The sequence below is a fragment of the Paenibacillus profundus genome (assembly GCF_021369635.1).
Classification (GTDB): Bacteria; Bacillota; Bacilli; order Paenibacillales; family Paenibacillaceae; genus Paenibacillus_B; species Paenibacillus_B profundus.
In genome coordinates this window covers 13,724-37,264 of sequence record NZ_JAJNBZ010000043.1, presented here as the reverse complement: position 1 = coordinate 37,264, position 23,541 = coordinate 13,724, and the positions used below count along the sequence as shown (strand labels likewise).

Sequence of the window (23,541 nt, the reverse complement as noted above, 5' to 3'; positions counted from 1 at the left end):
TAAACTTAGAGGTGCACTATTCTGCTCCGGCTGGAGTTTTTTTAATGTGGAATGAAATGAGGGAATCTTGATGCCTACACCAAGCATGGAAGATTATTTGGAGCGCATCTATAAACTGATCGACGAAAAGGGCTACGCTCGCGTATCAGACATCGCGGAAGGACTGGAGGTACATCCGTCATCCGTAACCAAGATGATTCAGAAACTCGATAAAGATCAATATCTCATATATGAAAAATATCGGGGCCTTGTTCTTACGAGCAAAGGAAAGAAGATCGGCAAGCGCTTGGTTGACAGACACCAGCTGCTCGAGCATTTTTTAGAGTTGATTGGAGTGCAGGACGAGCATATTTATACAGATGTGGAAGGAATCGAGCATCACTTAAGCTGGGATTCGATTACTTGCATTGAAGCGCTGGTTGAATACTTCCAACGTGATCCGGAACGAGTGGCAGCGTTGAACAGCGTGCGCAGTGAATTGGAAGTTGAATCGTAAAACATCTGTTTCAAGCGAAACAGATGTTTTATTTTTTGCGTCTAATACAAGGAGAGCAGTTTTTACTCATCACATGTAAGGGAGAGGTTACGGATCATGAACAATGTCAAACGAATACTGATGGGCACATGCGCAGCGATGATGCTGAGCACGTCGCTGCCTGTGCTTGCGGCAGCGGCAGCCGACGATGTAAGCATCTTCGTCAATCAGCGCCGTCTGGAGACGGATGCAGCGCCTTATATCGTTCCGGGCAAAAATGTGACAATGCTGCCTTTTCGGGCCGTCGGGGAAGCGATTGGAGCGGGAGTCGACTGGGATCCAACGAATAGGCAGGTAGAGTTCCGCAAGGACGGCACCGTAATCAAGTTAACGCTGGGCAGCAGCTTGGCGGATGTAAACGGTGAAAATAAGGAATTGGATGTCGGCGCCACGATGAATGCGGGCCGCACGATGGTTCCTCTTCGGTTCATTAGTGAAAATGTCGGCGTGCCGGTTAATTGGGACAAGAACACGCGAACGGTTACGCTAGTGACTGGGAGCAGCAGCGAGGATGTCGGCGAAGAAATCCATATGGACGGCTTGAAAGGAACATGGATATCGACGGTTTACAATATCGATTGGCCGCAAGATCCGCGCAAGTCCGGCTTTAACGCCGAGCAGCAGAAGCAGCAATATGTCGATATGCTGGACAAGCTGAAGCAGATGGGAATGAATTCCGTATTTGTTCAGGTTCGCCCGACATCGGACGCCTTTTACCCATCGAAGCTTCTGCCATGGTCGGAATGGCTGACAGGCAAACAGGGACAAGACCCGGGTTATGATCCGCTCGCCTTCATGGTAGAAGAGACTCATAAACGAGGGATGGAGTTTCACGCTTGGTTTAATCCGTATCGCATAAGCGTTCAAGGCAATCTTGATAAACTTGTTGATGATCATCCGGCGAAGCAGCATCCGGAATGGGTCGTCAAACATAGCGGCAAGCTGCTGTATAATCCAGGCGTACCGGAAGCAAGAAGCTTCATTGCGGATACGATTATGGAGGTCGTGACACAGTATGACATCGACGGCGTCCATCTGGACGATTACTTCTATCCGTACGGTGAAGATAAGGAACCGTTCAAGGATGAGGATACATACCGCAAATACAACAAAGTATTCAATAACAAAGCGGATTGGCGGCGAAGCAATGTCAATCAATTCGTGCAGACGCTGAGCGAGGACATTAAAGCGTCGAAACCGCAAGTGAAATTCGGCATCAGCCCATTCGGCGTCTGGCGGAACTCCAGTGCTGATCCGACAGGCTCAGCAACGAAAGCAGGGGTAAGCAGCTATGACAATTTATATGCGGATACGAGAACGTGGATTAAGAATGGTTGGATCGACTATATCGCTCCCCAAGTATATTGGCATATCGGTCATACGGCCGCTTCATACGATACGCTTGTAGATTGGTGGGTCAAAGAAACGGCGGGTACCGGCGTTGATTTATATATCGGACATGCCGCTTATAAATTGACAGATGCGAAGGAGAAGGACTGGAGCAGTGCGGATGTGCTCGTAAAACAGCTTGATTACAACAAGCAATACAATAATATCGCAGGCAGCATTTTCTTTAGCGCTACAGATTTAATGAAGAACACGAAGCAGGTATCGGATCGTTTACAGCAATATTATAAACAATAATAATTTTATCGCGTCTAGCTTGAAACGTGACCTTATTTAAACGCATTTCAATGGTAATCATAATTTTTTTTATTAAAGTTGTAACGGGAAATGGACATATCCTCCTCCCGCCGTGCATACATAACAGTAGGCAGGCGGGAAGGGGTCATGGGCGATGTACATTAATGCCGTATTTGAGGGCGGAGGCGTTAAGGGCATTTCGTTAGCAGGCGCAGTTCGTGCGGCGGAGTTGAACGGTATCCGATTCAGGCACGTCGCAGGGACCTCCTCTGGATCCGTCGTCGCTGCATTGATCGCAGCCGGTTATTCGGCTGAAGAATTGCAGCGGCTCATTTTGGATATGCCCTTCTCATCGTTTTTACAGCGTGCACCCATTTTTCAAGTGAAGTGGATTGGACCTGCAGCCAGATTGCTGTTCAAGAAGGGGCTATATTCTGGTGAACGGCTGGAGCAGTGGATTCATGCTTGTCTATTGAAAAAAAACATCCGCACCTTCGGCGATTTGAAGAACAATCAGCTTCGTATAATCGCTTCGGATATTTCGAATGGCCGTCTGCTGGTCTTGCCTGACGATATCAAACAGTATGGCATTGAGCCAAATCAAATGCTTATCAGCCAAGCGGTTCGAATGAGCACAAGCATTCCATACTTTTTTGATCCTGTCATCATTCGCTATGCCCATCATACTCCGCGCGGACGCAGCAAGCCGTTCAATAAGCAGTTCGCCTATATTGTCGACGGCGGGATGCTAAGCAACTTTCCGTTGTGGCTGTTCGACGATGAGCGCGATCCGAAGACGAGGCGCATCATGCCGACGATCGGGTTCCAAATGGTGGGGAAGAAAGAAAATCAGCCTAACCGGATTACAGGGCTTATTACGATGCTGCAGGCGATGTTCGAAACGATGATGTCGGCTCATGATCAGCGTTATATCGATAAACAGAATCGGTTTCGCACCATTAAAATCCCGACGCTTGGCATCGGAACGACGGAATTCGATTTGACGCTAAAAGAAAGCATGGCGTTGTACGAATCCGGCCTGAGTGCGGGGACGAAATTTTTTGACGAGTGGGATTACGGCAATTACGAACAAATGTATCAAGCGTTCTGCACGAAGGTTATCAAAGTATAGGCACGCTAACAAAAAGACAGCGCAGCATCGGGATTTCCCGTCTGCTGCGCTGTCTTTTGTTTATTTCGATTGCTTCTTCGTTTCTTTTGACTTTTGTCCGTCAATGACACGCAGCGATGCCTGTGAACGGCTGCGCACGCGCTTTTTTGGCTGTGTTCCTTTTAGCTTCGCTTCTGTCTGAGCAGACTTCTTCACTCTCTGGGTGTTGCGCTTCGGTCCGAATCGGTAGAGCAGCCAAATCACTGCAATAAGCACAATAGGGATGAGGACGTATAACGGATCCTGCCTAAAGCTACTAAATATACCGATTCCGACGAATAGGACGAGTACATATAATAACCAACGTGGAGCCATCGTCTTCATCCCTTTCGCTTGGGTTTAGGAAGCTGCATTATTGCTTACCAGTTCTTTATCCAATTCACGCATACGGTTAAAGGAAGCAATGGATACTTCAACCTGGTCATCCTCAGGCTGCTTTGTCGTCAAGAGCTGCAGCCACAGACCAGGATATCCGAGCCAACGCAAGACAGGGACGTCTCGCAGCGCATTGGTCAGCCGCAAAAATTCGTATGATATGCCAATGACGACCGGAATAAGCAGCAGGCGCGGATACACGCGCTCCCATAAGTTATCATATGGGATGAATGAGTAAATCACGACACCAATAATGACGGATAAGATAATAAAGCTGCTGCCGCAGCGGTAATGCAATGTATTGAACTTCTGAACGTTCTTCACTGTCAGGTCAACGCCTGCTTCATAGGCAGTAATAACCTTATGCTCTGCTCCGTGGTACTGGAACAATCGCTTAATGATCGGTGTCTTGGCAATCAGCCATAGGTAGCCGAGCAGAAAGGCGATTTTGATAAGACCTTCAATCAATGTGTGCACGACACGGTTGTCGAATGCCTTGCCGAGCAGCAATTCTTCAATTATGGCAGGAACGGCAGTGAAGATGATCTTGCTGAATACGAGCGACAATACGCCGACTACCGCCACACCGACAATCATTGCCAGATTCCACTTGGACTCTTGCTTGTCTTGCGGATTCGCTTCCGGGCCTTCCTCATCTTCCGCATACTTCTCTGCAGCGTAATTCAAATGTTGATACCCTTTGGCACTGGCGTCAAAGATGCCCACAATGCCGCGGATGAACGGAATCTTCTTCAACTTATTCATCCAGGGCTTATCTTGCCGCGGTACTTCGTAAAAAGTAATCTCGTTATTTTTACGTCGAACGGCCGTCACATTTACATGTCTGCCGGCGAACATTACGCCTTCAATAACGGCCTGTCCTCCGTAATTTGCTTTTGTTTCTTGAGACAATCGTTTCACCATCCTTAATTGTGCATTCCCGATAAATCCAAATTGTAATAATTTTATTGTAACGAATTTCTTTGCCGTTTTCCACACCATGATTGTAATCATGATTGTAATCTATAATTCTACAGTGGAGCATACTACATGAAAGATCGCACATGAGAGGTGGGCTTCAACGGATGAATCAGCAGCAAGCTAGACAGGTAAGACAGCAGAAGCGGACGAACCCATTAAAATTTGCGCTTCAGCTCGGATTTTTTGCAGGGTTGATATGGGGGGGCTTGCATTGGCTATCTTATTTGTTTCAATTTACAATCGTTGTACCTGGCTTTCTGGTTGAACCTTTTTACAAGCATGAGTACTTGACTACGATAAAGGGGCAGGCTGCAGGTCTGGTTTTCTTTATCTTCTTCTCTATAGCGGCAGCCATTTTGTATACATTGTTCATGCGGAAGATTCCAGGTCCATGGGCAGGCATGTTGTATGGGCTGGCATGGTGGTTTCTGCTATTTGTCGCTATTGGTCCGTGGATAGGGCTCATGCCTCCCGTACGGCAGACAACGTGGAATACGATTTGGACGGAAGCCTGCACCATGCTTTTATGGGGGCTGTTCATTGGATATACGGTTGCTACAGAATTCAATGATGAACGATTGCGTGAGCCCGATGATGCCAAATCGCAAAAACAAGGCAGTAATCAAGGCGGCGATCAGGGACCGACCACTGGGAGCAATGATAAATCTGGCGGCGGCTACGGCTCAAATTCGGAAGGGAAGCAGCCTGAACCGGTCATGTGAATCCATGAAATGGTTTTCATTCAACTTTATGCTTTAGTTCTTCTCATTTCTTGCTTCGTATGATAAAATACGTGAGGATTCGTCTGTTGACGATACGCTGGAGAGGTGGGATCTGCTTGGCTTGCTATTTGGTACTGAACGGTCCGAACTTAAATATGCTCGGCATTCGAGAGCCAGGTGTCTACGGCAGCGAATCGTTAGCTGCGATTGAAGCACGGCTTGAACAAATGGCGCAGGAGATGGACGTTCAATTAGAGACGTTCCAGAGCAATCACGAAGGCGCAATCATTGACCGCATCCACGCTGCTTACGGCAAATGTGACGGCATTATGATCAACCCTGGAGCGTTAACACATTATAGTTATGCACTGCGGGACGCCATCAGCACCGTAAGTATTCCGACCGTAGAAGTTCATATGTCCAACATACATAAGCGTGAGGAATTCCGTCACGTCTCGGTAACTGCACCCGTCGTTGTCGGTCAGATCGCTGGATTTGGGTCGCTTAGCTATGAATTGGGGTTAATCGCATTGCACCGTTATGTGTCTTCGCATACGGCTGCGGCCCCGTCCGAAACGTAAATATGAAGTGCGTCAGGAGATGATGAGAAGATGAGCCAACCACGATTGACTCGATTAAGACATGCAATGGAAACGAAAGGCTTGGAAGCTATGTTCATCGCGAGCGCGGTGAATCGAAGCTACTTGTCCGGATTTACAGGCTCAGCTGGTTACGTCGTCATTACGAAAGACCGCGCCGTGTTCATGACCGATTTCCGTTATACGACGCAAGCCTCCGAGCAAGCGAAGGAATTCGAGGTTGTTGAACATGCGCTTCGGATGACGGATACGCTGAAGCAGCTTCTGTCGGAAATGAATATTAAGCGGCTCGGCTTCGAGCAGGATCATGTGACTTATTCGACTTATACTTCTTATCAGGAGCAATTGAAGCCTGTGGAACTCGTGCCAGTCAGCGGTATTATCGAAGATCTGCGTATGATTAAGGATGCCGATGAACTGGCTGTCATGCGAGAAGCAGCGCAGCTTGCAGATAAGACGTTCAGTCACATCCTGAACTTCATCAAGCCGGGTGTGAGTGAGAAGGAATTAGCGTTGGAGATGGAATTCTTCATGCGCAAAAACGGCGCGACATCGAGCTCCTTCGACACCATTGTCGCTTCCGGCGAGCGTTCCGCCTTGCCGCACGGCGTGGCAAGCGACCGCATCATTCAAGGCAATGAATTCATCAAATTCGACTTTGGTGCGCTGTATAAAGGGTACTGCTCTGATCTGACCCGCACCGTCGTGCTCGGGACACCGAGCGACAAGCATAACGAGATTTACAGTATCGTGCTTGAAGCGCAGCTGAAGGCGCTAGAGCACATCCGCCCGGGAATGACGGGCCGCGAAGCTGATGCTCTCGCGCGCGATGTTATCAAGGGATATGGTTACGGAGACAATTTCGGTCACAGTCTGGGACATGGCTTGGGCATGGAAATTCATGAGTTTCCAAGAGTGGCTCATACTAGCGATCAGGTGTTAACTCCCGGTATGACCGTAACGGTGGAACCTGGCATTTACTTGCCTGGATTCGGCGGGGTGCGAATCGAAGACGATATCGTCATCACGGACAACGGGATTGAAATAATAACACAATCCACGAAACAACTGCTCGTATTAGACATGTAATGACCGATTCGGCAGTGCGGGTTCGGCATGGCCTTACGCAGGCAATGAATGAACCCGCTTCTTGACGGTTCTCGGCGTCATAATGGATAAACGGGGTTGCCATGCATGTAGGAGGGAATTTACAGTGATATCAGTTAACGATTTTAAGACAGGCTTGACAGTGGTAGTGGACGGTGACATCTTCTCCGTCGTAGACTTCCAGCATGTAAAGCCAGGTAAAGGCGCAGCGTTTGTACGCTCCAAATTGCGTAACTTGCGCAACGGAAACGTAGTTGAGAAGACGTTCCGTGCGGGAGAAACGATCGGACGCGCGCAAATCGATAATCGCGAAGTGCAATATTTGTATAACAGCGGTGACGAATATACGTTTATGGATAACGAATCTTATGACCAATTCTCCTTGACCAAGGAGCAATTGGAATGGGAAATTAATTTCTTGAAAGACAACATGATCGTTAACATTGTTAGCTATCAAGGCGAAATTTTAGGTATTAACTTACCAAATAGCGTTGAACTGCAAGTTACCGAGACTGAACCTGGCGTAAAAGGGAACACGGCTCAAGGCGCGACGAAGAATGCGACTGTGGAAACCGGATTGAACGTCCAAGTGCCGCTCTTCATTAACGAAGGCGACGTTCTCTTGATTGATACGCGTGAAGGCAAATATATTTCACGCGCATAATGGAAGTGCACTAAGGCTATGAGTGTAATTGTGCTCATAGCTTTTTTCTGTTTTGATGTAGCATCAGGCAAGTACAGCTCCAATTTATATTGGGTTTTGGAAAAAAACTTAAGGCTAAACAAATACAGTACATGCGATGGGAAGTCTGTGTCTCTATACCAGATGAATTTTAATGGCCATCCAAGTAACCGGGTGCTGTTATTTAAAGTTTGAAACGTATTAAACAATACAGGGAGGAAGGGAATTATTAAACTAGCGTAGCGTAGAAAGGAATATATTTTAAATTTTCAAGGAGTAATTTCTAAACAGAATCCATTTTAGGTAACGGAAATGTGAGTATGCCTAAAGTGATTTCGTGAATGCTTTTTTAGGGCAGTCTGTGTTTGCCAAACGAACACGTTATCTCATTGCTTGGAGCCACTCTCCCCGCAGGTCAGAATCCGAACATGCCAGACCGTGCAGATTTTCATATATTTTTTCCACCATACGAATAAAAACATGCTATAATATGCAATTAAATGAAAGCATCATACAGTTTACATGGGTGGGAGTGAGTCAGCGTGGCACTATACGTCATGAAATTCGGGGGCAGTTCTGTCGGAGATCTCGAACGGTTGAAGCGGGTTGCCAAACGAATCATTGAAAAAAAAGAACAAGGCCACCAATGCGTCGTCGTCGTCTCCGCGATGGGGGATACGACGGACGAATTAATCGATCAATCCAGGAATTTGAATGAGAATCCGCCTGCGCGCGAGATGGACATGCTTCTCACGACAGGGGAACAAATATCTGTCGCCCTTCTATCCATAGCCATCCATCAACAAGGTCATGATGCAGTATCGATGACGGGATGGCAGGCAGGCTTCCGCACAGATGAAACACACGGCAAAGCCCGCATTCAGGATATTCAGCCTGAACGAGTGAAGAACGCATTGCATGACGGGCAAATTGTAATTGTAGCCGGATTTCAAGGCATGACGAACAGAGGTGAGATTACGACCTTGGGCCGTGGAGGCTCAGACACGACGGCCGTCGCCCTAGCTGCAGCCATCGAAGCGGATGTCTGTGAGATTTATACGGACGTGGACGGAATCTATTCGACAGATCCTCGTATCGTACGATGTGCCCGCAAATTAAAAGAGATTTCGTATGATGAGATGCTGGAGTTGGCTCATTTAGGCGCGGCAGTTCTGCATCCGCGGGCGGTTGAGTATGCGAAGCACAACAACGTATGCATCGTTGTTCGCTCAAGCTTCAACCATAATGAAGGGACCTATGTGAAGGAGGAAGCGATTATGGAACAAGGCGTCGTCGTCAGCGGCATCGCTTATGATAAGAACGTAGCACGAATTAGTGTACTCGGCGTTGCTGATCTGCCGGGTGTGTTGGCGAACATGTTCGGAGCGCTCGCAGATGCGCATATTGATGTCGATATTATCGTGCAGAGCGGTGTGCAAGATGGTGAGGCAGACTTCTCCTTTACGACGGATCTTCATGACTGTGAACGCGCGATTGCCGTGCTTGAACAGATTCGAGCAGAGGTTCCGTATCGGGAAGTTACGTCCGAAGTTGATTTGGTGAAGATTTCTATCGTAGGGGCGGGCATGGTCAGTCATCCAGGTGTTGCAGCGAAGATGTTCAAAGTCATCTCCGAGACAGGGGTCAGCATCAAGATGGTCAGCACGTCCGAGATTAAAGTGTCCTGCGTGGTGGCTGCGGACAACATCCATGATATTATCCGCGCGCTCCACACAGCTTATGGCTTGGACACATTGGAGCAGGCATTCGTCGGCGGCCCGAAAGATCGACGCTAAGCAACGGTCAAGACGCAGCATTTCTCATATTAGAACTTGTCTATAATCCACCTGCTGATTTGCAGTAATAATGCGGTAATACCGGCTGCCATTAACGGTCCGACCGGTATGCCGCGCAACATGACGATCCCGATGATTGAACCGGCGACAAGCCCAACAATCATTTGCGGATCGTTTTTTAATAGATCCAGTCCTCTGCCATTCATCGATGTTGCAATCGCACCGCCAGCTAGCGCCAAGAGGCCGGGCCAGGAGGTAAGCGTCTGCAATAAGTCTTGCGTGCTGATCCGTTCAGCGGCAAAGGGCACGAGGACTGCAATGGTCAAAAACAGCAACCCGAATTCCAAACCGCGCCGTTCAATAGTCGGCAAGAATCGTTCCAAATGGACAAGTTTAATAATTAGCAAAATACAAGCGGCCGTCGTAATAATAGGGGACCTGCTCACCAACCCGACAATAATAAGTGTTAGCAATACGAACTCGCCATTCATAAAATATGCTCCTCAGAAGAGAGTTGTTCCGCAGAAAAGGTGCTGTTATTTAAACTTATGAACAAGCCCTCTCACTTTAGAACAGGAAAGAATGTGCGCCTCTGCCCCAATGCTTATAGATTGAATGGCTTCATGATGTTGTTCTCTAGGATGGGCACAAGCGGATTCACATTGACCTGTGCGCAATAATCGACATCTTTGGCGTAGCCGAGCTTGGATAGTCGTTTACCGCCAGAAGAGCTCATTAATGCCTGAACCATATTGTTTTCATGGAAACGATAGGCGCTATACATCATAGAGCCGTAATCGTTCGTGACTATTTCCTGCACGTTTTCCCCACAACGATACAACTCAGCTAGGATTAACCCGGCACAAAGACCGTCTTCGAAAGCAAATGTATCCTGTGTACCTGCGCAGAGCAGGGCAATATCTTTGCGAAGCTTATAGGCGGCGTTAGCGCATGCGGCAGCATTGATCATTGCGCCTGCCAACACGTGATCGGCTTTCATCGCTTTCTGGATGGCACGGGTTCCGTTCGAGGTCGTCAAGACGATACGTTTTCCATTATAATCGTTCACCATGTACTCGAAAGGAGAATTGCCGGTGTCAAATCCGGTAATCTTCTTGGAGTAACGCTCACCGCCAAGCACATCACCGGTTTGAACGGTCTGCTTAGCCTGACTGACCGTCTCTACGGGGATGACGCCGGATGCACCGTGGGACAATGCCGTAACGATGGTGCTTGTCGCCCGCAGAACGTCGATGACGATGACGGTGCGATGCGTAAGATCAATGGCTCGAGCTTCATTTACGCTTGCAATGACATCGACTTGCAACCATCACCACCTCCTCCGTGATTATTAATTTTTTTCGTTCTGAATTTTCGTTCTGAAATGGTTAATTTGTACCTCGCAGCACATCGGGCTGATTCATCGTATCGGAACGAAGGCCGCGACGCAGCGCCTCGCACGCGATAATCTCCTGCGGGGCGATATTGCCAATATTGGCGCGGAGTCCGGCCGTGTGAAGAATGGCTACCTGCTGATCTTTACGCGGCGCCTCCCACATCAACCGTTCCGGTGTGTGAACGGCTTCAATGATTCGGGTCACGAGAGCGGTGTCACAGCTGCCGCTGTCATCATATACGCCCACCCCGATACCGGATTCTCTTCCTTCGAGCGTCATCCACGCGGAACCGTGCGCGATATCTTCTGTGAAGGTTTCCAGCAAGTCATCCAAGTGAAATGATGATACGGAATCTTTTTTTCCGTACTCCGTACACACATGAAACCCTAGCTCACGTGCCCGCCCGATCAATGTGTTGCGCACTTGGCGCGGCAGTGTAATCGTCCCATCTGACACTTCCACACCTGTGAATCCCGTTTCTCCCATCATATGAAAAAAATCTTTGACAATGCCTTTTGCGATCGCGATCTCCAGAAATGTTCCGCCGGGCATGACCGTAATTCCGTATCGCTTGGCAGCGTTCAGCTTGGCGGTAAGCAGGCGATGAGGGATAACAGCTGAGGTGCCGAAGCCCAGCTTGATTATATCGATATGCTCATGGGCCAGTTCAAGCATATCCGTAAATTCGCCTAGCCCCAGCCCTTTGTCCATAACCATCGTTAATCCTGACGTTCTCGGCTTGCGTTCACGTTCTCCGCTCGGATCGCATAAGGCACTTGGCCAGGCTTCGATTTGATTGTCCGTCAAGCTCATGTTCACAATCTCCTTCATGTCAGCAGGATAGTCGAATCATGGAAGCAATATATGCGGTTCGCCCCTGACAGGTGCCTAGTTCAACCATGTGAAGTCCGTATTTGATGGAATAGAACGATGTGAAAAGTGTGATGAACACGCTGGAGGATGCTCTAAAACGGCATGGGCAAGCATAGAATGGTTTCAGCATAGAGAGGACAGGCAGCGGGACGAAGTAACTTATGCGGCTTCAGGGCTGCGCATGTGATCCGGAAGGAGGGAATGAACCGTGTCGATTGATAAATTTGTCGCAAGTATGGCCGGGCTGAGAGTGATGTCAGGATGTTTGGAAATAACGGCAGCGATCATTATGCTGAGGCTTAACCAACCGGAGCGGGCACTGGCGGTGAATTCGCTGCTTGCTTTGGTTGGGCCGATGGTATTAATCGCGACGACGACGATCGGACTAATTGGTATGGCGGACAAGCTCAACTGGAACAAAATAGCGTGGATCGTCGTTGGGGTAACTTGTCTGCTTATCGGCATTCTCAAGAAATAGACATATAGATAGTGCGGCTTGTTGCATAAATGAGGGACAAGAACCATACATATGTTGATACGAGCAGCGACACAGTCAATGTCGAAGCAGAGGCAGCCTTACACGCAGAAAACGTGTGCCTCCTCACACAGCGTTGCAGCGTGTCTGCATGGGGGGAACAGATATGAATACTCTGAGTTGGTCAGCAGTGCTGCCTCCGGAACTGAAATCCGTCCTGATGCGTCTGCCTGCACGGATGCTTGCCGAACTGGAAGAAATTCGTATACGGGAAAGACGGCCGCTTGAAATCGGCGTGATGGGAGACTTCTATTTAGTGACCCCGCTCGGCACGGTGACGGAGGACCCCGATGCGGCCTATCGTCCAAGCCGTGAGGACGGTCATCAATTACTCGATTTCATTACGAATCATTCGCTATATACGATGGAAGAGGAGCTGCGCCGCGGGTTCGTGACCATCCCGGGAGGGCATCGCATCGGCTTGGCGGGACGGACCGTGTTAACACAGGGCAGTGTCAGTCATTTACGAGAGATTACAGGATTTAATATTCGAATAGCAAGAGAAGTGCGAGGAATTGCCGACTCCATTATGCCGATGATGCTTGATTTCAGACATCAGACCGTGTATCACACGTTGATTGTCTCTCCACCGCAGCATGGGAAGACGACGATGCTCCGCGATATTGCGCGTGCAGTTGGCACGGGGGCATGGAATCATCCTGAAGCAAGATGGAAAGCGTTGAAGGTGGGCATCGTCGATGAGCGTTCGGAGATTGCCGGGTGCATCAAAGGCGTACCAAGCTATGATTTAGGCTACCGGACCGATGTCATGGACGGCTGTCCGAAGGCGGAAGGAATGATGATGTTCATTCGCTCTATGTCTCCTGATGTGCTCATCGTCGACGAATTCGGGCGGGACGAGGACTTGCATGCGATGCGCGAAGCGATGCATGCGGGCGTAAGGCTGATTGCCTCGGCTCACGGAGCGGATATAGACGATCTGATAAAGCGTCCAAGCATTCAGCAGTTGATGGACGAAGGGGCATTTGGCCGCATCGTCGTACTGAAGCGTTCCAAGCGCGAATGGCAGCGGAAAGTGTACGACGAGAAGCGCAGGGCACTGCAGGGGCAGGATAGCCAAGGTATCAAGAAGGGAGGGGGCACCGATCGTTAAATTTTTTGGAGCGGCGCTTCTCATCGCCTCGGCCTCCAGCATCGGCTGGTTGAAGGCGGCGCAATACGCGGCGCGTCCGAAGCAGCTGCGTTTGCTCAATCATGCGCTTCAACGACTGGAGACGGCGATTGTGTACGGTCATACGCCGCTCTCGACCGCGTTTACCGACATCAGCAGGCAAATGCCTTCTCCGCTTCAATTTATCTTTTCGGAGGCCGCTCAAGCGATGAATGGTGCCGATGGTCCTCCATTGACTGCCCGGGAAGCTTGGGAACACGCGTGGCGGCGTAATGGAAGGAAGACGGCGCTTGCCAAGGACGACATACGAATTTTGAACGAGCTCGGCTACAGCTTAGGCGTAAGCGATCGCGAGGATCAGAGAAAGCACATTCGGCATGCCGTCAAGCAGTTGGAGCAGGAGGAAAGCACGGCCAGGGAAGAACATCAACGGTACGGTACGATGTGCCGGAGTCTGGGCGTATTAAGCGGATTGTTAGCTGTTATTTTGATGTATTGAGGTGCCAGGGGATGAGTGTGGATGTTAGCGCCATTTTCCAAATTGCCGGAATCGGCATCATCATTGCGATGATTCATACCGTGCTGAAGCAAATGGGAAAAGAAGATATGGCCCATTGGGTGACGGTAATCGGCTTTGTCGTGGTCTTATTCATGGTCGTCCGCTTGCTGGATCACCTTTTTCAAGAGATTAAGACCATCTTCTTGTTTCAATGATAATGTGTGATCAAAAATGGGTCTAAAATGGATTCTGCTCGGCAGGTGATTTCATGGAAATCATTCAAGTGGTAGGTCTCGGGCTGCTCGCAACGATTCTGGTACTTGTCGTAAAAGAGCAGAAACCGATGTTTGCTTTTTTAATATCTGCCTTTGCGGGGATATTAATCTTTCTCTTCCTCATCGGGAAGATAGAAACCGTCATTCATGTGCTTGAGGACTTGGCGGAGCGCTCAGGAATTCAACCCGTCTATTTAAAGACGATTTTGAAAATAATCGGGATTGCTTACATCGCGGAATTCGGGGCCCAAGTCGTGCGCGATGCTGGACAAGAAGGTATCGCTTCAAAGATTGAGCTTGCAGGGAAAGTGCTTATCATGGTTCTGGCCATCCCGATTATTAGTGTCATTATCGAAACGGTGATGAGATTGCTTCCGGCGTAAGGATGGAGAGCGAATGGATCGAAGCCAATTGAAAAGGTCGCTGACTAAGTCGAATAGGCTCAAGTGGACGTGGATCGCCATGATGTGCTGTTTCCTGTTCGCCTTTATCGGTGTTGGATTTGCCGCTCCGGACGAGCTGTCCCATAAGGAAAAGCCTGCTTCTTCCATAGCGACGAAAGCCTGGGTGGAGCAGCAAGCCAACCGGCTGCAGACGGGGGAAGTTGAGCGCTATTGGAATGATTTGCTGACCCAATATGGCGGCTTTTTTCCGAAGGATGCCATGCCCAGCTTCGTGGACATCCTGCTTCCCGGCGGGGAGAAGCTTACAATAGGCAATGTGCTGAGAGCGATTAGCATGTTCTTAATGCAGGAAGTGGTCATGAACGGCAAGCTCATCGTGACGATCGTTATATTAGCTGTATTCAGCATGGTGTTGGAGACGTTGCAGACCGCGTTTGAACGAAATGCGGTCAGTAAAATCGCCTACGCCATCTCATACATGGTCATTATTATATTGGCGATCAATAGCTTCCACATCGCGATTGGATACGCGAAGGATGCGATTTCGAGCATGATTCACTTCATGATGGCGATGGTGCCGCTCCTATTCACGCTGCTTGCTTCGATGGGCAGTGTGGTTACGGTCTCCGTCATGCATCCGCTCATCGTCTTCATGGTGCACATTATCGGCACGCTGATTTATGCGGGGGTGTTTCCGCTGCTATTTTTTTCAGCGGTTCTTCATATCGTCAGTGCGTTGTCGGACAAGTATAAGGTGACGCAGCTTGCCAATTTGCTGCGCAATATTAGCGTAGGGCTGCTAGGTGTGCTGCTTACCATTTTTTTGGGCGTGATCTCCGTGCAAGGTGTTACGAGCTCGATAACGGACGGTGTCACGATACGAACAGCAAAGTACATTACAGGCAACTTCGTGCCCGTCGTGGGACGCGCATTCTCTGACGCGACGGATACGGTCATCTCGGCATCGCTGCTGGTTAAGAATGCAGTCGGCTTGACAGGGGTCATCATTTTATTGTTCTTATGCGCTTTTCCGGCCATCAAAATTTTAACGCTGGCGCTTATTTACAACGTATCCTCCGCCGTCATGCAGCCGCTCGGCGACAGTCCTGTCGTCGGATGTCTCAAGACAGTCGGCAACAGCATGATCTACGTGTTTGCCGCTATGGCAGCTGTGGGCTTAATGTTCTTTCTCGCCATTACGATACTGTTAACCGCAGGTAACGTCACGGTCATGATGAGGTAGCGTTGTCAAGCATGTGGGGAAGGAGCTCGTGGCATGAGCTGGTTAGGTCAATGGCTGAAAGAAATAATAATGATCATTCTACTGGCGACATTCATAGACTTGCTGCTGCCGAATCGCACAATGCAGCGTTATGTTAAGCTCATGCTGAGCCTGATTATATTACTTACGCTGCTGTCTCCCGTGCTGAAGCTGTTCGATGCGAAAGTAACGGATGAATTAGCCGAACAGTGGAATACGATGTTGTCTTCCGGCACGCAAGCTGCGGGGAATGAGCGGACAAGCTTAGCAAATATACAACAGCAAGGGGAGCAGCTGGCGCGGGAACGGCAGGCAGATGCGCTTCGTCTAGCCGCTCTGGAGATCGAATCCCGCATGAAGGAACAGCTCAGTGTGGCCCTCAGGTCATCGGATGAATCGGATTCGGATTCCGATTCTCAACAAGTGTTGCATGCGGAAGTAGCGGATATTGACGTAACGCTATCCCGCGATGTCAAGCAGGGGCAGCCTGTTATCGAGCGGATAACGGTCATTATGAAAGAGGTTGCCGAAATTCCGGCTTCATCGTCTGCACCTTCCGCCCGTGAGCGTCAGGAAAGTGTGTCTCCATTGCCTATTGAAGCGATTGAAGACGTTCAAAATGTTGAAAAGGTACACGTCGATACAACACAACGCAGTGACTCCGGTAGCTCTCCGACAACGCAACGATCGACGGCTGCGCCTGCCTCGACATCCATCATAAAAAAACAAGTCAGCGCTGAGATAGAGACACAAGCGATCAGGGCGTTAACGGCTTCCTGGCTCGTCTCTCCTGAGCAAATATCAATTCAGTGGACAGAAACGAACAAATACTAATCTTTTTCGAGAAATGCTTCCGATATCGTTTTCTTGCAAACTTGTACTTCTCGGTGCTGAAAAGTGACCTTTTTGAACACGCACTAAAGGTACTAATTTTAAAAAAACGATCGTAAATCGGTCATAAAAACAAAAGAAACGCGTATAGGTGAAAATAGGACAAGTGAGAGCAAGTCCATTCTACGCAAAAGGCGGTCGATAGCGTTGGCGAAATGGTTGCAGCAGGTCGAAAAGTGGATCGGCAAGGGTGCAAACGGTTCGAAGCGCGTACGAACGTTCCGCTGGCTGCTCATTCTCGGTCTCGTAGGTGCGGCACTCCTCTTGTACGGGTCGTTTCAACCGTTTGACAGCAGCAATGGGGGGCTTACAGGCAAAAAAAATACGGGCAGGGAGCCTCCGGCAGTCGGTGCGTTCGAAACGGTAGATGGGAAGGATTCAGCTGCAGCAGCTTCTACGATTGCATTCGAATCCGTTGAAAGATCGTTTGAATCACGAGTCAAAAGCATCTTGGAAGAAATTGTAGGCGTCGGACAAGTAGATGTGCTTGTCACAATTGATTCGACCGAAGAGATCATCGTTCAACGCAATTACAAAGACAATCAGCAGCAGACGAACGAAACTGATGCAAACGGAGGCAAACGCAATGTCACCAATTACACGCGCGATGGTGAAATTGTCATGTACCAGGATTCAGGCAATCAGACTCCGATTGTAACGAAGCGCATCAAGCCGAAAGTGCGCGGAGTCGTCGTCGTCGCCAAAGGGGCAGAGAACGCGGTGGTGAAGCAGATGATTGTCGATGCCGTGGAAAAAGGATTGAATGTGCCAGCGTACCGCATATCGGTCGTCCCACGCAAAATCGCCGAGTAGCAAAGAATAGGCAGAACGCGAGAATGGAGAAGGAGGAAGTGTAACGATGAACACAAAAAGACAAACGATATGGCTGGTTTCGATGCTGAGCTTAATGGTGGTGCTGTCCGCATACTACTTGTTTACGGAAGATACGCCATCCCCGCTGCAGGAGACAGCGGATAACGTCCGAATGGGAGAACAGCTCAAGGGGGATGCGACCGAGGTAAGTCAACTGCCGGAAATTCAAGTGACTCCGGTATCCACTGGTGATGAGGCTGAATCGAAGGCCACAGGGAATGCCGCGGAAGGAAGCGCCATGACCGGTGAGGGAGCGGGAACGAATGGTGCGGCGACGACACAGACCGATGCCGGCAAGGTTAAGGATGACCAAGCGGGAGCGGCTGCAACCCCTCAGGATAAGGCTGCGAAGACGGATACGGAAGATGGCACGGCATCCGCAGGCAACGCAAAGACGGGAGACAAGGAACAGGCCATCCTCGATCAGATTGAGGCCGAAGGCGTTATGAAACGCAGCATGATCGAAGAGAAGCAAATGCAGCGCAATGAGCAGTATCAGCAAGATATGGAGCGGCTCATGGCGATGATTAACGACTCTAATACGACCGGAGACAAGTGGTCCCAAGCCTATGAGGAAATGAACGTGTTGGACGAGCGTGAAACGAAGATTACGAACCTGGAATCCGAATTGCAGAAGGAATACGATAACGCCGTCATTACGCAAGATAACGATAGATACAAAGTTGTCGTGCAAAGCGACAAGATGGAAGTGAAAGAAGCGGTCGACATTATCGACAAGCTGATGAAAGAGTTAGACGTGACTCAAGATAAGGTAAGCGTGCAATATGTATCGGAGTAACGCTTGCAATAGGAACAAGCCCAGTTCAAAACTGGGCTCTTTCCATTTGATGCGTTTGTGATATAATACATACGTCTGTAGATTGTCCGCTTTGAAACGAATCTACCTTTTATACATATTGTCACGAGGAGTGAAAAGTTTTGTTCAAGATAAGCGAAATCAAAGAGTTGATAAAGCTGTTGGACCAGACTTCTGTGCATGAACTGGAAATCGAGAACGAAGGTTACCGTCTATCCATTCGCAAGCCAGGCAAAACCGAAGTTATCAGCGTCCAACCTGCACCTGCACAGCATACATATCCTGTCGTATCGGTTGCTCCTCAGCAACCTGCTGCAGCAGTAGAGACTGCTGCTGAGAAGCCTGCGGAAGCGTCCGCTGCCCAGGTGGCAGATCAGGCGGGACTGCACAAGATCGTATCGCCGATGGTAGGCACGTTCTATAGTGCGCCGTCTCCGGAAGCTCCGTCTTTCGTTAACACAGGGGATAAGATCAATGAGAAATCGGTTGTATGCATATTGGAAGCGATGAAGTTGATGAATGAGCTTGAAGCCGAAGTCAAAGGTGAAATCGTTGAAGTGCTTGTAGAGAACGGGCAATTGGTCGAATTCGGCCAGACTTTATTCTTGGTGAAGCCGGAATGACGAGGGATCCCCATTCCGAATCAAATGCCAAGCCAAGGAGGTCTCAGGATGAAGTTTCAGAAGATTCTTATTGCTAACCGTGGTGAAATCGCTGTTCGTATCATTCGCGCTTGCCGAGAGCTCGGGATTGCAACCGTAGCTGTATATTCTGAAGCAGACCGCGATGCTCTGCACGTACGATTGGCTGATGAAGCGTATTGTATCGGACCGACATCATCCAAAGAGAGTTATTTGAATTTCACCAATATTATGAGTGTTGCTACGTTGACCGAATGTGATGCCGTGCATCCAGGTTACGGATTTCTAGCGGAGAACGCTGATTTTGCGGATATTTGCGAATCGTGCGGCATTACGTTTATCGGACCGTCTTCCGACGCCATTGAGCGTATGGGGGACAAAGCGGTTGCGAAGCAGACGATGAAGGATGCGGGGGTTCCGGTTATCCCCGGTTCTAACGGTCTGGTGGAAGATATGGATGAAGCGTTAATGATCGCTCGTGACATCGGCTATCCCATCATCATCAAGGCGACAGCCGGTGGGGGTGGTAAAGGGATTCGGATTGCCGAGAATGAAGACTCGCTCGTGAAGCAAATGACTACGGCTCAACAAGAAGCGGAAAGAGCATTCGGAAACGCCGGAGTTTATCTAGAGAAACTTTTGACGGGGATGAAACACGTTGAAATCCAGATTATTGCGGACAAACACGGTCATGCTGTTCACTTAGGTGAACGTGACTGTTCCATTCAGCGGCGCCGTCAGAAACTGATCGAAGAAGCGCCTTGTTCTATTTTGACACCGGATATTCGTGAGCGTATGGGGGAAGCTGCCGTGCGTGCGGCTCTAGCCGTTGATTATTCCGGAGCAGGGACGTTGGAATTTTTGCTGGGACCGGACGGTCAATTTTACTTCATGGAAATGAATACACGGATTCAAGTTGAGCATCCGGTCACGGAAATGATTACGGGAATCGATCTGATTAAAGAAATGATCCTCGTAGCTCAAGGCGAACCTTTATCCTTCCGTCAAGAGAATGTTCAGATTGATGGTTGGGCGATAGAATGCCGTGTGAACGCAGAAGATCCGGCACGCAACTTTATGCCGTCAGCTGGACAGATTCATTTCTATCTGCCTCCAGGGGGCTTCGGAGTGCGGGTGGATAGCGCTGCATATCCGGGATATGTTATTTCGCCTCACTACGATTCCATGATAGCGAAGCTTATCGTGTGGGCGCCAACGCGGGAAGAAGCGATTGAGCGCATGAAGCGGGCGTTATCCGAGTTCGCCATCGAGGGCATCCATACGACGATTCCGTTCCATATGCGTCTCTTGCAGCATCCGAATTTCGTGCAAGGTGATTTTGACATCAAGTTTTTGGAAGAGCATGAGGTATAGCATTGAGTCGTTTGTCATAGAAATGGACAAATGATATAGTTAGAATAATAACGGACAAGAATCGCCTCAAGGCATAAAATAATGGGGAGTGTGTGACGGATGAATCAGACGATCGTTCCGGATTTTGAGCGTACGGACCTAGGTAATATTCAAATTGCGCCAGAAGTCATAACTGTCATTGCAGGACTTGCTACAATTGAAGTAGAGGGTGTTGCTGGTATGAGCGGCGGCTTTGCAGGCGATATCGCCGAGCTGCTGGGTCGCAAGAACCTGTCTAAAGGTGTAAAGGTTGAGGTCGGGCAGCGCGAAGCGGCTGTGGACGTAAATATTATCGTTGTATATGGTCACCGCATTCCGACCGTGGCTGATGAGATTCAACAGAATGTCAAGCGTTCCATCGAGACAATGACGGGTCTCCATGTCGTGGAAGTGAATGTGCATGTTCACGATGTGCACTTCAAGACGCAGGAGAAGCTGGAGGAAGTTGATAATCCAATACGAGTGAAGTAAATATGATAAGTTAAACCCCCTCCTGGTGGCAGGGGGTTTACTGCCATTCAACAAGGAGGCACGGGCTAACGTGAGCAGAATTGTGGACAGGCTTTTGTTGTTTGTGTATAGTTTTGTCATCGGTGCCATCTCGGTAGCGGCCATATTGGCGGCATTGGGGTTAATGGGCAGACCGATTGACTTTACAGAACCGTTCTTGATTCAGACGACCGTTATTGCGACGGCCGCCGTTTTATTTTTACTGAGCGTGCGTTTTTTCTACGTATCCATTCGCCGCGAGCGTGCATCCCTGCCGTCGATCGATCAGCGTACAGATATCGGCGATATTAAGATTTCTTTGGAAACTATAGAAAATGTAGCTCTCAAAGCGGCAGCTCGCGTAAGAGGCGTCAAGGATTTGAAGGCTCGCATCCGTACAAATGAAGCGGGACTCGATATTATGATCCGCACCGTCGTCGATGGAGAAACGGCGATCCCCAGCATGACGGAGGAAGTGCAGTGCCAAGTTCGAGATTATGTTCAAGAGATTACAGGGATTCCGGTCTCATACGTATCGGTATATGTCGCGAATATCGTACAGACGCAAACCTTCAAAGCGCGCGTTGAATAGGTGGTGAGCTTTCCATGTGGAAAGAGATTTGGGAGAGTCACGGGGGACGCATCATCGGCATCGCGGCAGGTATCTTTTTTGGCATGCTGTATTTGATGGTCGGCTTTTGGGATATGCTCTTCTTTGCGCTGCTTGTATTCATCGGATACAATGTAGGCAGACAGAAAGACTTACATTTGGGCCCCATGTTCCCGTGGCAACGTATCGGTTCATGGTTGTCTGAACGTTGGAGAAGGTTGAAGTAGTCCTATGGACGCTCCGAACGACTGCCTTGATCGCCGGTGATGACCGACGGAAGACAATCGGAGCGGGCATAGGATTTTTTTAAATGAATCAGTTCGTCACTTTTAGTAAATAAGGAAGCTATAGGGTTGCCGGACGCTTTATACGCAGGAGGATAAATAATGAAAAGACGCATCGCCAGAGAGATGGCTATTCAGAGCTTATATCAGCTTGAAATGACGGAGGTAACCCCGGAACAAGCGGTTGCCATGATCGTCACGGAATCGAACCAAGACAATGAAATCGGCGTTAAGCCCGAGCATGCTGAGGCTATGCATAAGCATGTTCTAGAATGGGTTCATGCTACTTGGAAGCAGCGCGAAGAAATCGATATGATTTTGGCGCATTACTTAAAAAATTGGCAAATGGACCGGCTATCGCGTGTCGACAGACAAATTCTGCGTCTTGCTTGCTATGAAATGAAGTTCCGTGATGACGTTCCTCCGAAGGTGGCAATTAACGAAGCCATCAATTTGGCGAAGCACTTCGGCACGGATGAATCAGGCAAGTTCGTAAACGGCGTGCTCGGTCAACTGATGCGGGATAGCGAACGCTCGCAAGTATCCGCAGAAGCCGACACCGAAGAGGCCGAGATCGAAGAGTAGAGAGCTGGCATCGGATTGGTTAGAGCAGTGATGACGACATCAGTGGATTCATGAATGGGGGAGTAGACGATGACAGCATCTGTATTGGATGGTAAAGCTTTATCTCGCACGATTCGCGAAGAGGTTAAACAGGAAACCGCACGATTGCAGGAACTTGGAATTCAGCCGGGACTGGCCGTTGTGCTCGTTGGTGAAGATCCGGCTTCGCAAGTGTATGTCAACAGTAAGCATAAGGCATGCCTCGAGCTTGGATTTTATTCCGAGGTGCATCGTCTGCCGAATGATACGACACAAGAGCAGTTGCTAGGTCTTGTGGATCAACTGAATCAACAGGGAACCATTCATGGCATCCTCGTTCAGCTCCCTCTGCCGAAGCATATTGACGAAAAGGCCGTAATTGATGCCATTTCCGTGGAAAAAGACGTCGATGGGTTCCATCCGATCAGCGTCGGCAACATGGTAATCGGCGATGAGTCGTTGTTGCCATGCACGCCAGCAGGCATGATGGAGATGCTGAAACGCAATCGCATCCCAATCGAAGGAAAGCATGCCGTCGTCATCGGACGGAGCAACATTGTCGGAAAGCCGATCTCGCTCTTGCTGCAAAGAGAGAACGCTACCGTCACAATGTGCCATTCCCGTACGAATAACATGCGTGAGCTTACACGCATGGCCGACATATTGGTTGTCGCTATCGGTAAAGCTCATTTCGTAGATCGCTCGTTCATTAAGCCGGGTGCCGTCGTCATCGATGTAGGCATGAACCGGTTGGAGAACGGCAAGTTAGTGGGCGATGTAAACTTCGATGATGTGGTGGAGGAATGCAGTTGGATAACACCGGTGCCTGGCGGGGTCGGCCCGATGACGATTACGATGCTGATGGTGAATACACTGAAGGCAGCGAAACGGGTTCATCAGATTCAGTAACAGGAGCGGGTACAGAAAGGAGG

At 49.3% G+C, this 23,541-nt stretch carries 29 protein-coding genes; 24 read left to right on the top strand and 5 right to left on the bottom strand.

Annotated features, from left to right (window positions below):
- Nucleotides 1-70 precede the first annotated feature (70 nt).
- The 3 genes from mntR (at nucleotide 71) to LQV63_RS28190 (ending at nucleotide 3,311) form a co-directional block, all read left to right on the top strand.
- The gene (gene mntR, locus LQV63_RS28200; RefSeq protein ID WP_019422943.1) at nucleotides 71-496 is read left to right on the top strand and encodes a transcriptional regulator MntR; all 426 of its coding nucleotides are present in this window, start codon (nucleotides 71-73) and stop codon (nucleotides 494-496) included.
- Nucleotides 497-592: 96 nt separating this feature from the next.
- Nucleotides 593-2,179 (top strand): family 10 glycosylhydrolase, encoded by a 1,587-nt coding sequence (locus LQV63_RS28195; RefSeq protein WP_233699197.1) that lies wholly within the window; start codon nucleotides 593-595, stop codon nucleotides 2,177-2,179.
- A 154-nt stretch (nucleotides 2,180-2,333) separates the two neighbouring features.
- On the top strand, nucleotides 2,334-3,311 hold the full coding sequence (locus LQV63_RS28190; RefSeq protein ID WP_019422941.1) for a patatin-like phospholipase family protein: 978 nt from the start codon (nucleotides 2,334-2,336) through the stop codon (nucleotides 3,309-3,311).
- 60 nt (nucleotides 3,312-3,371) lie between these two features.
- On the opposite strand, the gene LQV63_RS28185 is transcribed toward LQV63_RS28190, so the two are convergent.
- On the bottom strand, nucleotides 3,372-3,665 hold the full coding sequence (locus LQV63_RS28185) for a hypothetical protein (protein ID WP_233699196.1): 294 nt from the start codon (nucleotides 3,663-3,665) through the stop codon (nucleotides 3,372-3,374).
- A gap of 24 nt (nucleotides 3,666-3,689) precedes the next feature.
- Nucleotides 3,690-4,637, bottom strand: a complete 948-nt coding sequence (locus tag LQV63_RS28180; RefSeq protein ID WP_233699195.1) for a DUF1385 domain-containing protein — start codon at nucleotides 4,635-4,637, stop codon at nucleotides 3,690-3,692.
- A gap of 173 nt (nucleotides 4,638-4,810) precedes the next feature.
- Here LQV63_RS28180 and LQV63_RS28175 point away from each other — a divergent pair, with 173 nt between their 5' ends.
- The 5 genes from LQV63_RS28175 to LQV63_RS28155 all read left to right on the top strand — a co-directional run bounded on the left by LQV63_RS28175 (nucleotide 4,811) and on the right by LQV63_RS28155 (nucleotide 9,612).
- Entirely contained in the window at nucleotides 4,811-5,428 is a 618-nt protein-coding gene (locus LQV63_RS28175) for a YqhR family membrane protein (RefSeq protein ID WP_233699194.1), read from the top strand.
- A 116-nt stretch (nucleotides 5,429-5,544) separates the two neighbouring features.
- Nucleotides 5,545-6,009, top strand: a complete 465-nt coding sequence (gene aroQ, locus LQV63_RS28170) for a type II 3-dehydroquinate dehydratase (RefSeq protein WP_019422937.1) — start codon at nucleotides 5,545-5,547, stop codon at nucleotides 6,007-6,009.
- Nucleotides 6,010-6,039: 30 nt separating this feature from the next.
- Nucleotides 6,040-7,116 carry a M24 family metallopeptidase gene (locus LQV63_RS28165; RefSeq protein WP_233699193.1) on the top strand — a complete coding sequence of 359 codons (1,077 nt, stop codon included), beginning with the start codon at nucleotides 6,040-6,042 and terminating at the stop codon, nucleotides 7,114-7,116.
- A 124-nt stretch (nucleotides 7,117-7,240) separates the two neighbouring features.
- The gene (gene efp / locus LQV63_RS28160; RefSeq protein WP_019422935.1) at nucleotides 7,241-7,798 is read left to right on the top strand and encodes an elongation factor P; all 558 of its coding nucleotides are present in this window, start codon (nucleotides 7,241-7,243) and stop codon (nucleotides 7,796-7,798) included.
- A gap of 560 nt (nucleotides 7,799-8,358) precedes the next feature.
- Entirely contained in the window at nucleotides 8,359-9,612 is a 1,254-nt protein-coding gene (locus LQV63_RS28155) for an aspartate kinase (protein WP_233699192.1), read from the top strand.
- Nucleotides 9,613-9,641: 29 nt separating this feature from the next.
- Here the strand turns inward: LQV63_RS28155 and LQV63_RS28150 are convergent, their stop codons facing one another.
- From LQV63_RS28150 to comA, 3 genes are all read right to left on the bottom strand, one after another.
- Nucleotides 9,642-10,103: a DUF441 domain-containing protein gene (locus tag LQV63_RS28150; RefSeq protein ID WP_019422933.1), complete on the bottom strand. Its 462-nt coding sequence runs from the start codon at nucleotides 10,101-10,103 to the stop codon at nucleotides 9,642-9,644.
- 113 nt (nucleotides 10,104-10,216) lie between these two features.
- Nucleotides 10,217-10,939, bottom strand: coding sequence for a 2-phosphosulfolactate phosphatase (locus LQV63_RS28145; protein ID WP_019422932.1), 723 nt, complete (start codon nucleotides 10,937-10,939; stop codon nucleotides 10,217-10,219).
- A gap of 61 nt (nucleotides 10,940-11,000) precedes the next feature.
- On the bottom strand, nucleotides 11,001-11,822 hold the full coding sequence (comA, locus tag LQV63_RS28140) for a phosphosulfolactate synthase (RefSeq protein ID WP_233699191.1): 822 nt from the start codon (nucleotides 11,820-11,822) through the stop codon (nucleotides 11,001-11,003).
- 268 nt (nucleotides 11,823-12,090) lie between these two features.
- Between comA and LQV63_RS28135 the strand changes: the two genes are divergently transcribed.
- The 16 genes from LQV63_RS28135 to folD all read left to right on the top strand — a co-directional run bounded on the left by LQV63_RS28135 (nucleotide 12,091) and on the right by folD (nucleotide 23,518).
- Entirely contained in the window at nucleotides 12,091-12,360 is a 270-nt protein-coding gene (locus LQV63_RS28135) for a YqhV family protein (RefSeq protein ID WP_019422930.1), read from the top strand.
- Between the two features lie 163 nt (nucleotides 12,361-12,523).
- Nucleotides 12,524-13,531: a stage III sporulation protein AA gene (gene spoIIIAA, locus LQV63_RS28130; RefSeq protein ID WP_233699190.1), complete on the top strand. Its 1,008-nt coding sequence runs from the start codon at nucleotides 12,524-12,526 to the stop codon at nucleotides 13,529-13,531.
- On the top strand, nucleotides 13,491-14,048 hold the full coding sequence (spoIIIAB, locus tag LQV63_RS28125) for a stage III sporulation protein SpoIIIAB (RefSeq protein WP_325175931.1): 558 nt from the start codon (nucleotides 13,491-13,493) through the stop codon (nucleotides 14,046-14,048). The genes spoIIIAA and spoIIIAB overlap by 41 nt, the downstream gene beginning before the upstream one ends.
- Before the next feature lie 11 nt (nucleotides 14,049-14,059).
- Nucleotides 14,060-14,263 (top strand): stage III sporulation protein AC, encoded by a 204-nt coding sequence (spoIIIAC, locus tag LQV63_RS28120; RefSeq protein WP_019422927.1) that lies wholly within the window; start codon nucleotides 14,060-14,062, stop codon nucleotides 14,261-14,263.
- A gap of 53 nt (nucleotides 14,264-14,316) precedes the next feature.
- Nucleotides 14,317-14,706 carry a stage III sporulation protein AD gene (gene spoIIIAD / locus LQV63_RS28115; RefSeq protein WP_019422926.1) on the top strand — a complete coding sequence of 130 codons (390 nt, stop codon included), beginning with the start codon at nucleotides 14,317-14,319 and terminating at the stop codon, nucleotides 14,704-14,706.
- A gap of 13 nt (nucleotides 14,707-14,719) precedes the next feature.
- Entirely contained in the window at nucleotides 14,720-15,970 is a 1,251-nt protein-coding gene (spoIIIAE, locus tag LQV63_RS28110) for a stage III sporulation protein AE (RefSeq protein WP_233699188.1), read from the top strand.
- 33 nt (nucleotides 15,971-16,003) lie between these two features.
- Nucleotides 16,004-16,822: a stage III sporulation protein AF gene (spoIIIAF, locus tag LQV63_RS28105; protein WP_233699187.1), complete on the top strand. Its 819-nt coding sequence runs from the start codon at nucleotides 16,004-16,006 to the stop codon at nucleotides 16,820-16,822.
- A gap of 204 nt (nucleotides 16,823-17,026) precedes the next feature.
- Nucleotides 17,027-17,692, top strand: coding sequence for a stage III sporulation protein AG (gene spoIIIAG / locus LQV63_RS28100; protein WP_019422923.1), 666 nt, complete (start codon nucleotides 17,027-17,029; stop codon nucleotides 17,690-17,692).
- Nucleotides 17,693-17,738: 46 nt separating this feature from the next.
- Complete coding sequence (locus tag LQV63_RS28095; RefSeq protein WP_233699186.1) at nucleotides 17,739-18,551, top strand: SpoIIIAH-like family protein; 813 nt, start codon at nucleotides 17,739-17,741, stop codon at nucleotides 18,549-18,551.
- Between the two features lie 140 nt (nucleotides 18,552-18,691).
- Nucleotides 18,692-19,192, top strand: coding sequence for an acetyl-CoA carboxylase biotin carboxyl carrier protein (accB, locus tag LQV63_RS28090; RefSeq protein ID WP_233699185.1), 501 nt, complete (start codon nucleotides 18,692-18,694; stop codon nucleotides 19,190-19,192).
- Nucleotides 19,193-19,240: 48 nt separating this feature from the next.
- Nucleotides 19,241-20,584: an acetyl-CoA carboxylase biotin carboxylase subunit gene (gene accC, locus LQV63_RS28085; protein WP_019422920.1), complete on the top strand. Its 1,344-nt coding sequence runs from the start codon at nucleotides 19,241-19,243 to the stop codon at nucleotides 20,582-20,584.
- 99 nt (nucleotides 20,585-20,683) lie between these two features.
- A complete protein-coding gene (locus LQV63_RS28080; RefSeq protein WP_233699184.1) occupies nucleotides 20,684-21,094 on the top strand; it encodes an Asp23/Gls24 family envelope stress response protein in 411 nt (136 codons plus the stop codon).
- 70 nt (nucleotides 21,095-21,164) lie between these two features.
- Nucleotides 21,165-21,704: an alkaline shock response membrane anchor protein AmaP gene (gene amaP / locus LQV63_RS28075; RefSeq protein ID WP_019422918.1), complete on the top strand. Its 540-nt coding sequence runs from the start codon at nucleotides 21,165-21,167 to the stop codon at nucleotides 21,702-21,704.
- Between the two features lie 14 nt (nucleotides 21,705-21,718).
- Nucleotides 21,719-21,949, top strand: coding sequence for a DUF2273 domain-containing protein (locus tag LQV63_RS28070; RefSeq protein ID WP_019422917.1), 231 nt, complete (start codon nucleotides 21,719-21,721; stop codon nucleotides 21,947-21,949).
- Between the two features lie 159 nt (nucleotides 21,950-22,108).
- Nucleotides 22,109-22,591 (top strand): transcription antitermination factor NusB, encoded by a 483-nt coding sequence (nusB, locus tag LQV63_RS28065; protein ID WP_019422916.1) that lies wholly within the window; start codon nucleotides 22,109-22,111, stop codon nucleotides 22,589-22,591.
- A gap of 69 nt (nucleotides 22,592-22,660) precedes the next feature.
- A complete protein-coding gene (gene folD, locus LQV63_RS28060) occupies nucleotides 22,661-23,518 on the top strand; it encodes a bifunctional methylenetetrahydrofolate dehydrogenase/methenyltetrahydrofolate cyclohydrolase FolD (protein WP_019422915.1) in 858 nt (285 codons plus the stop codon).
- Nucleotides 23,519-23,541: the final 23 nt, after the last annotated feature.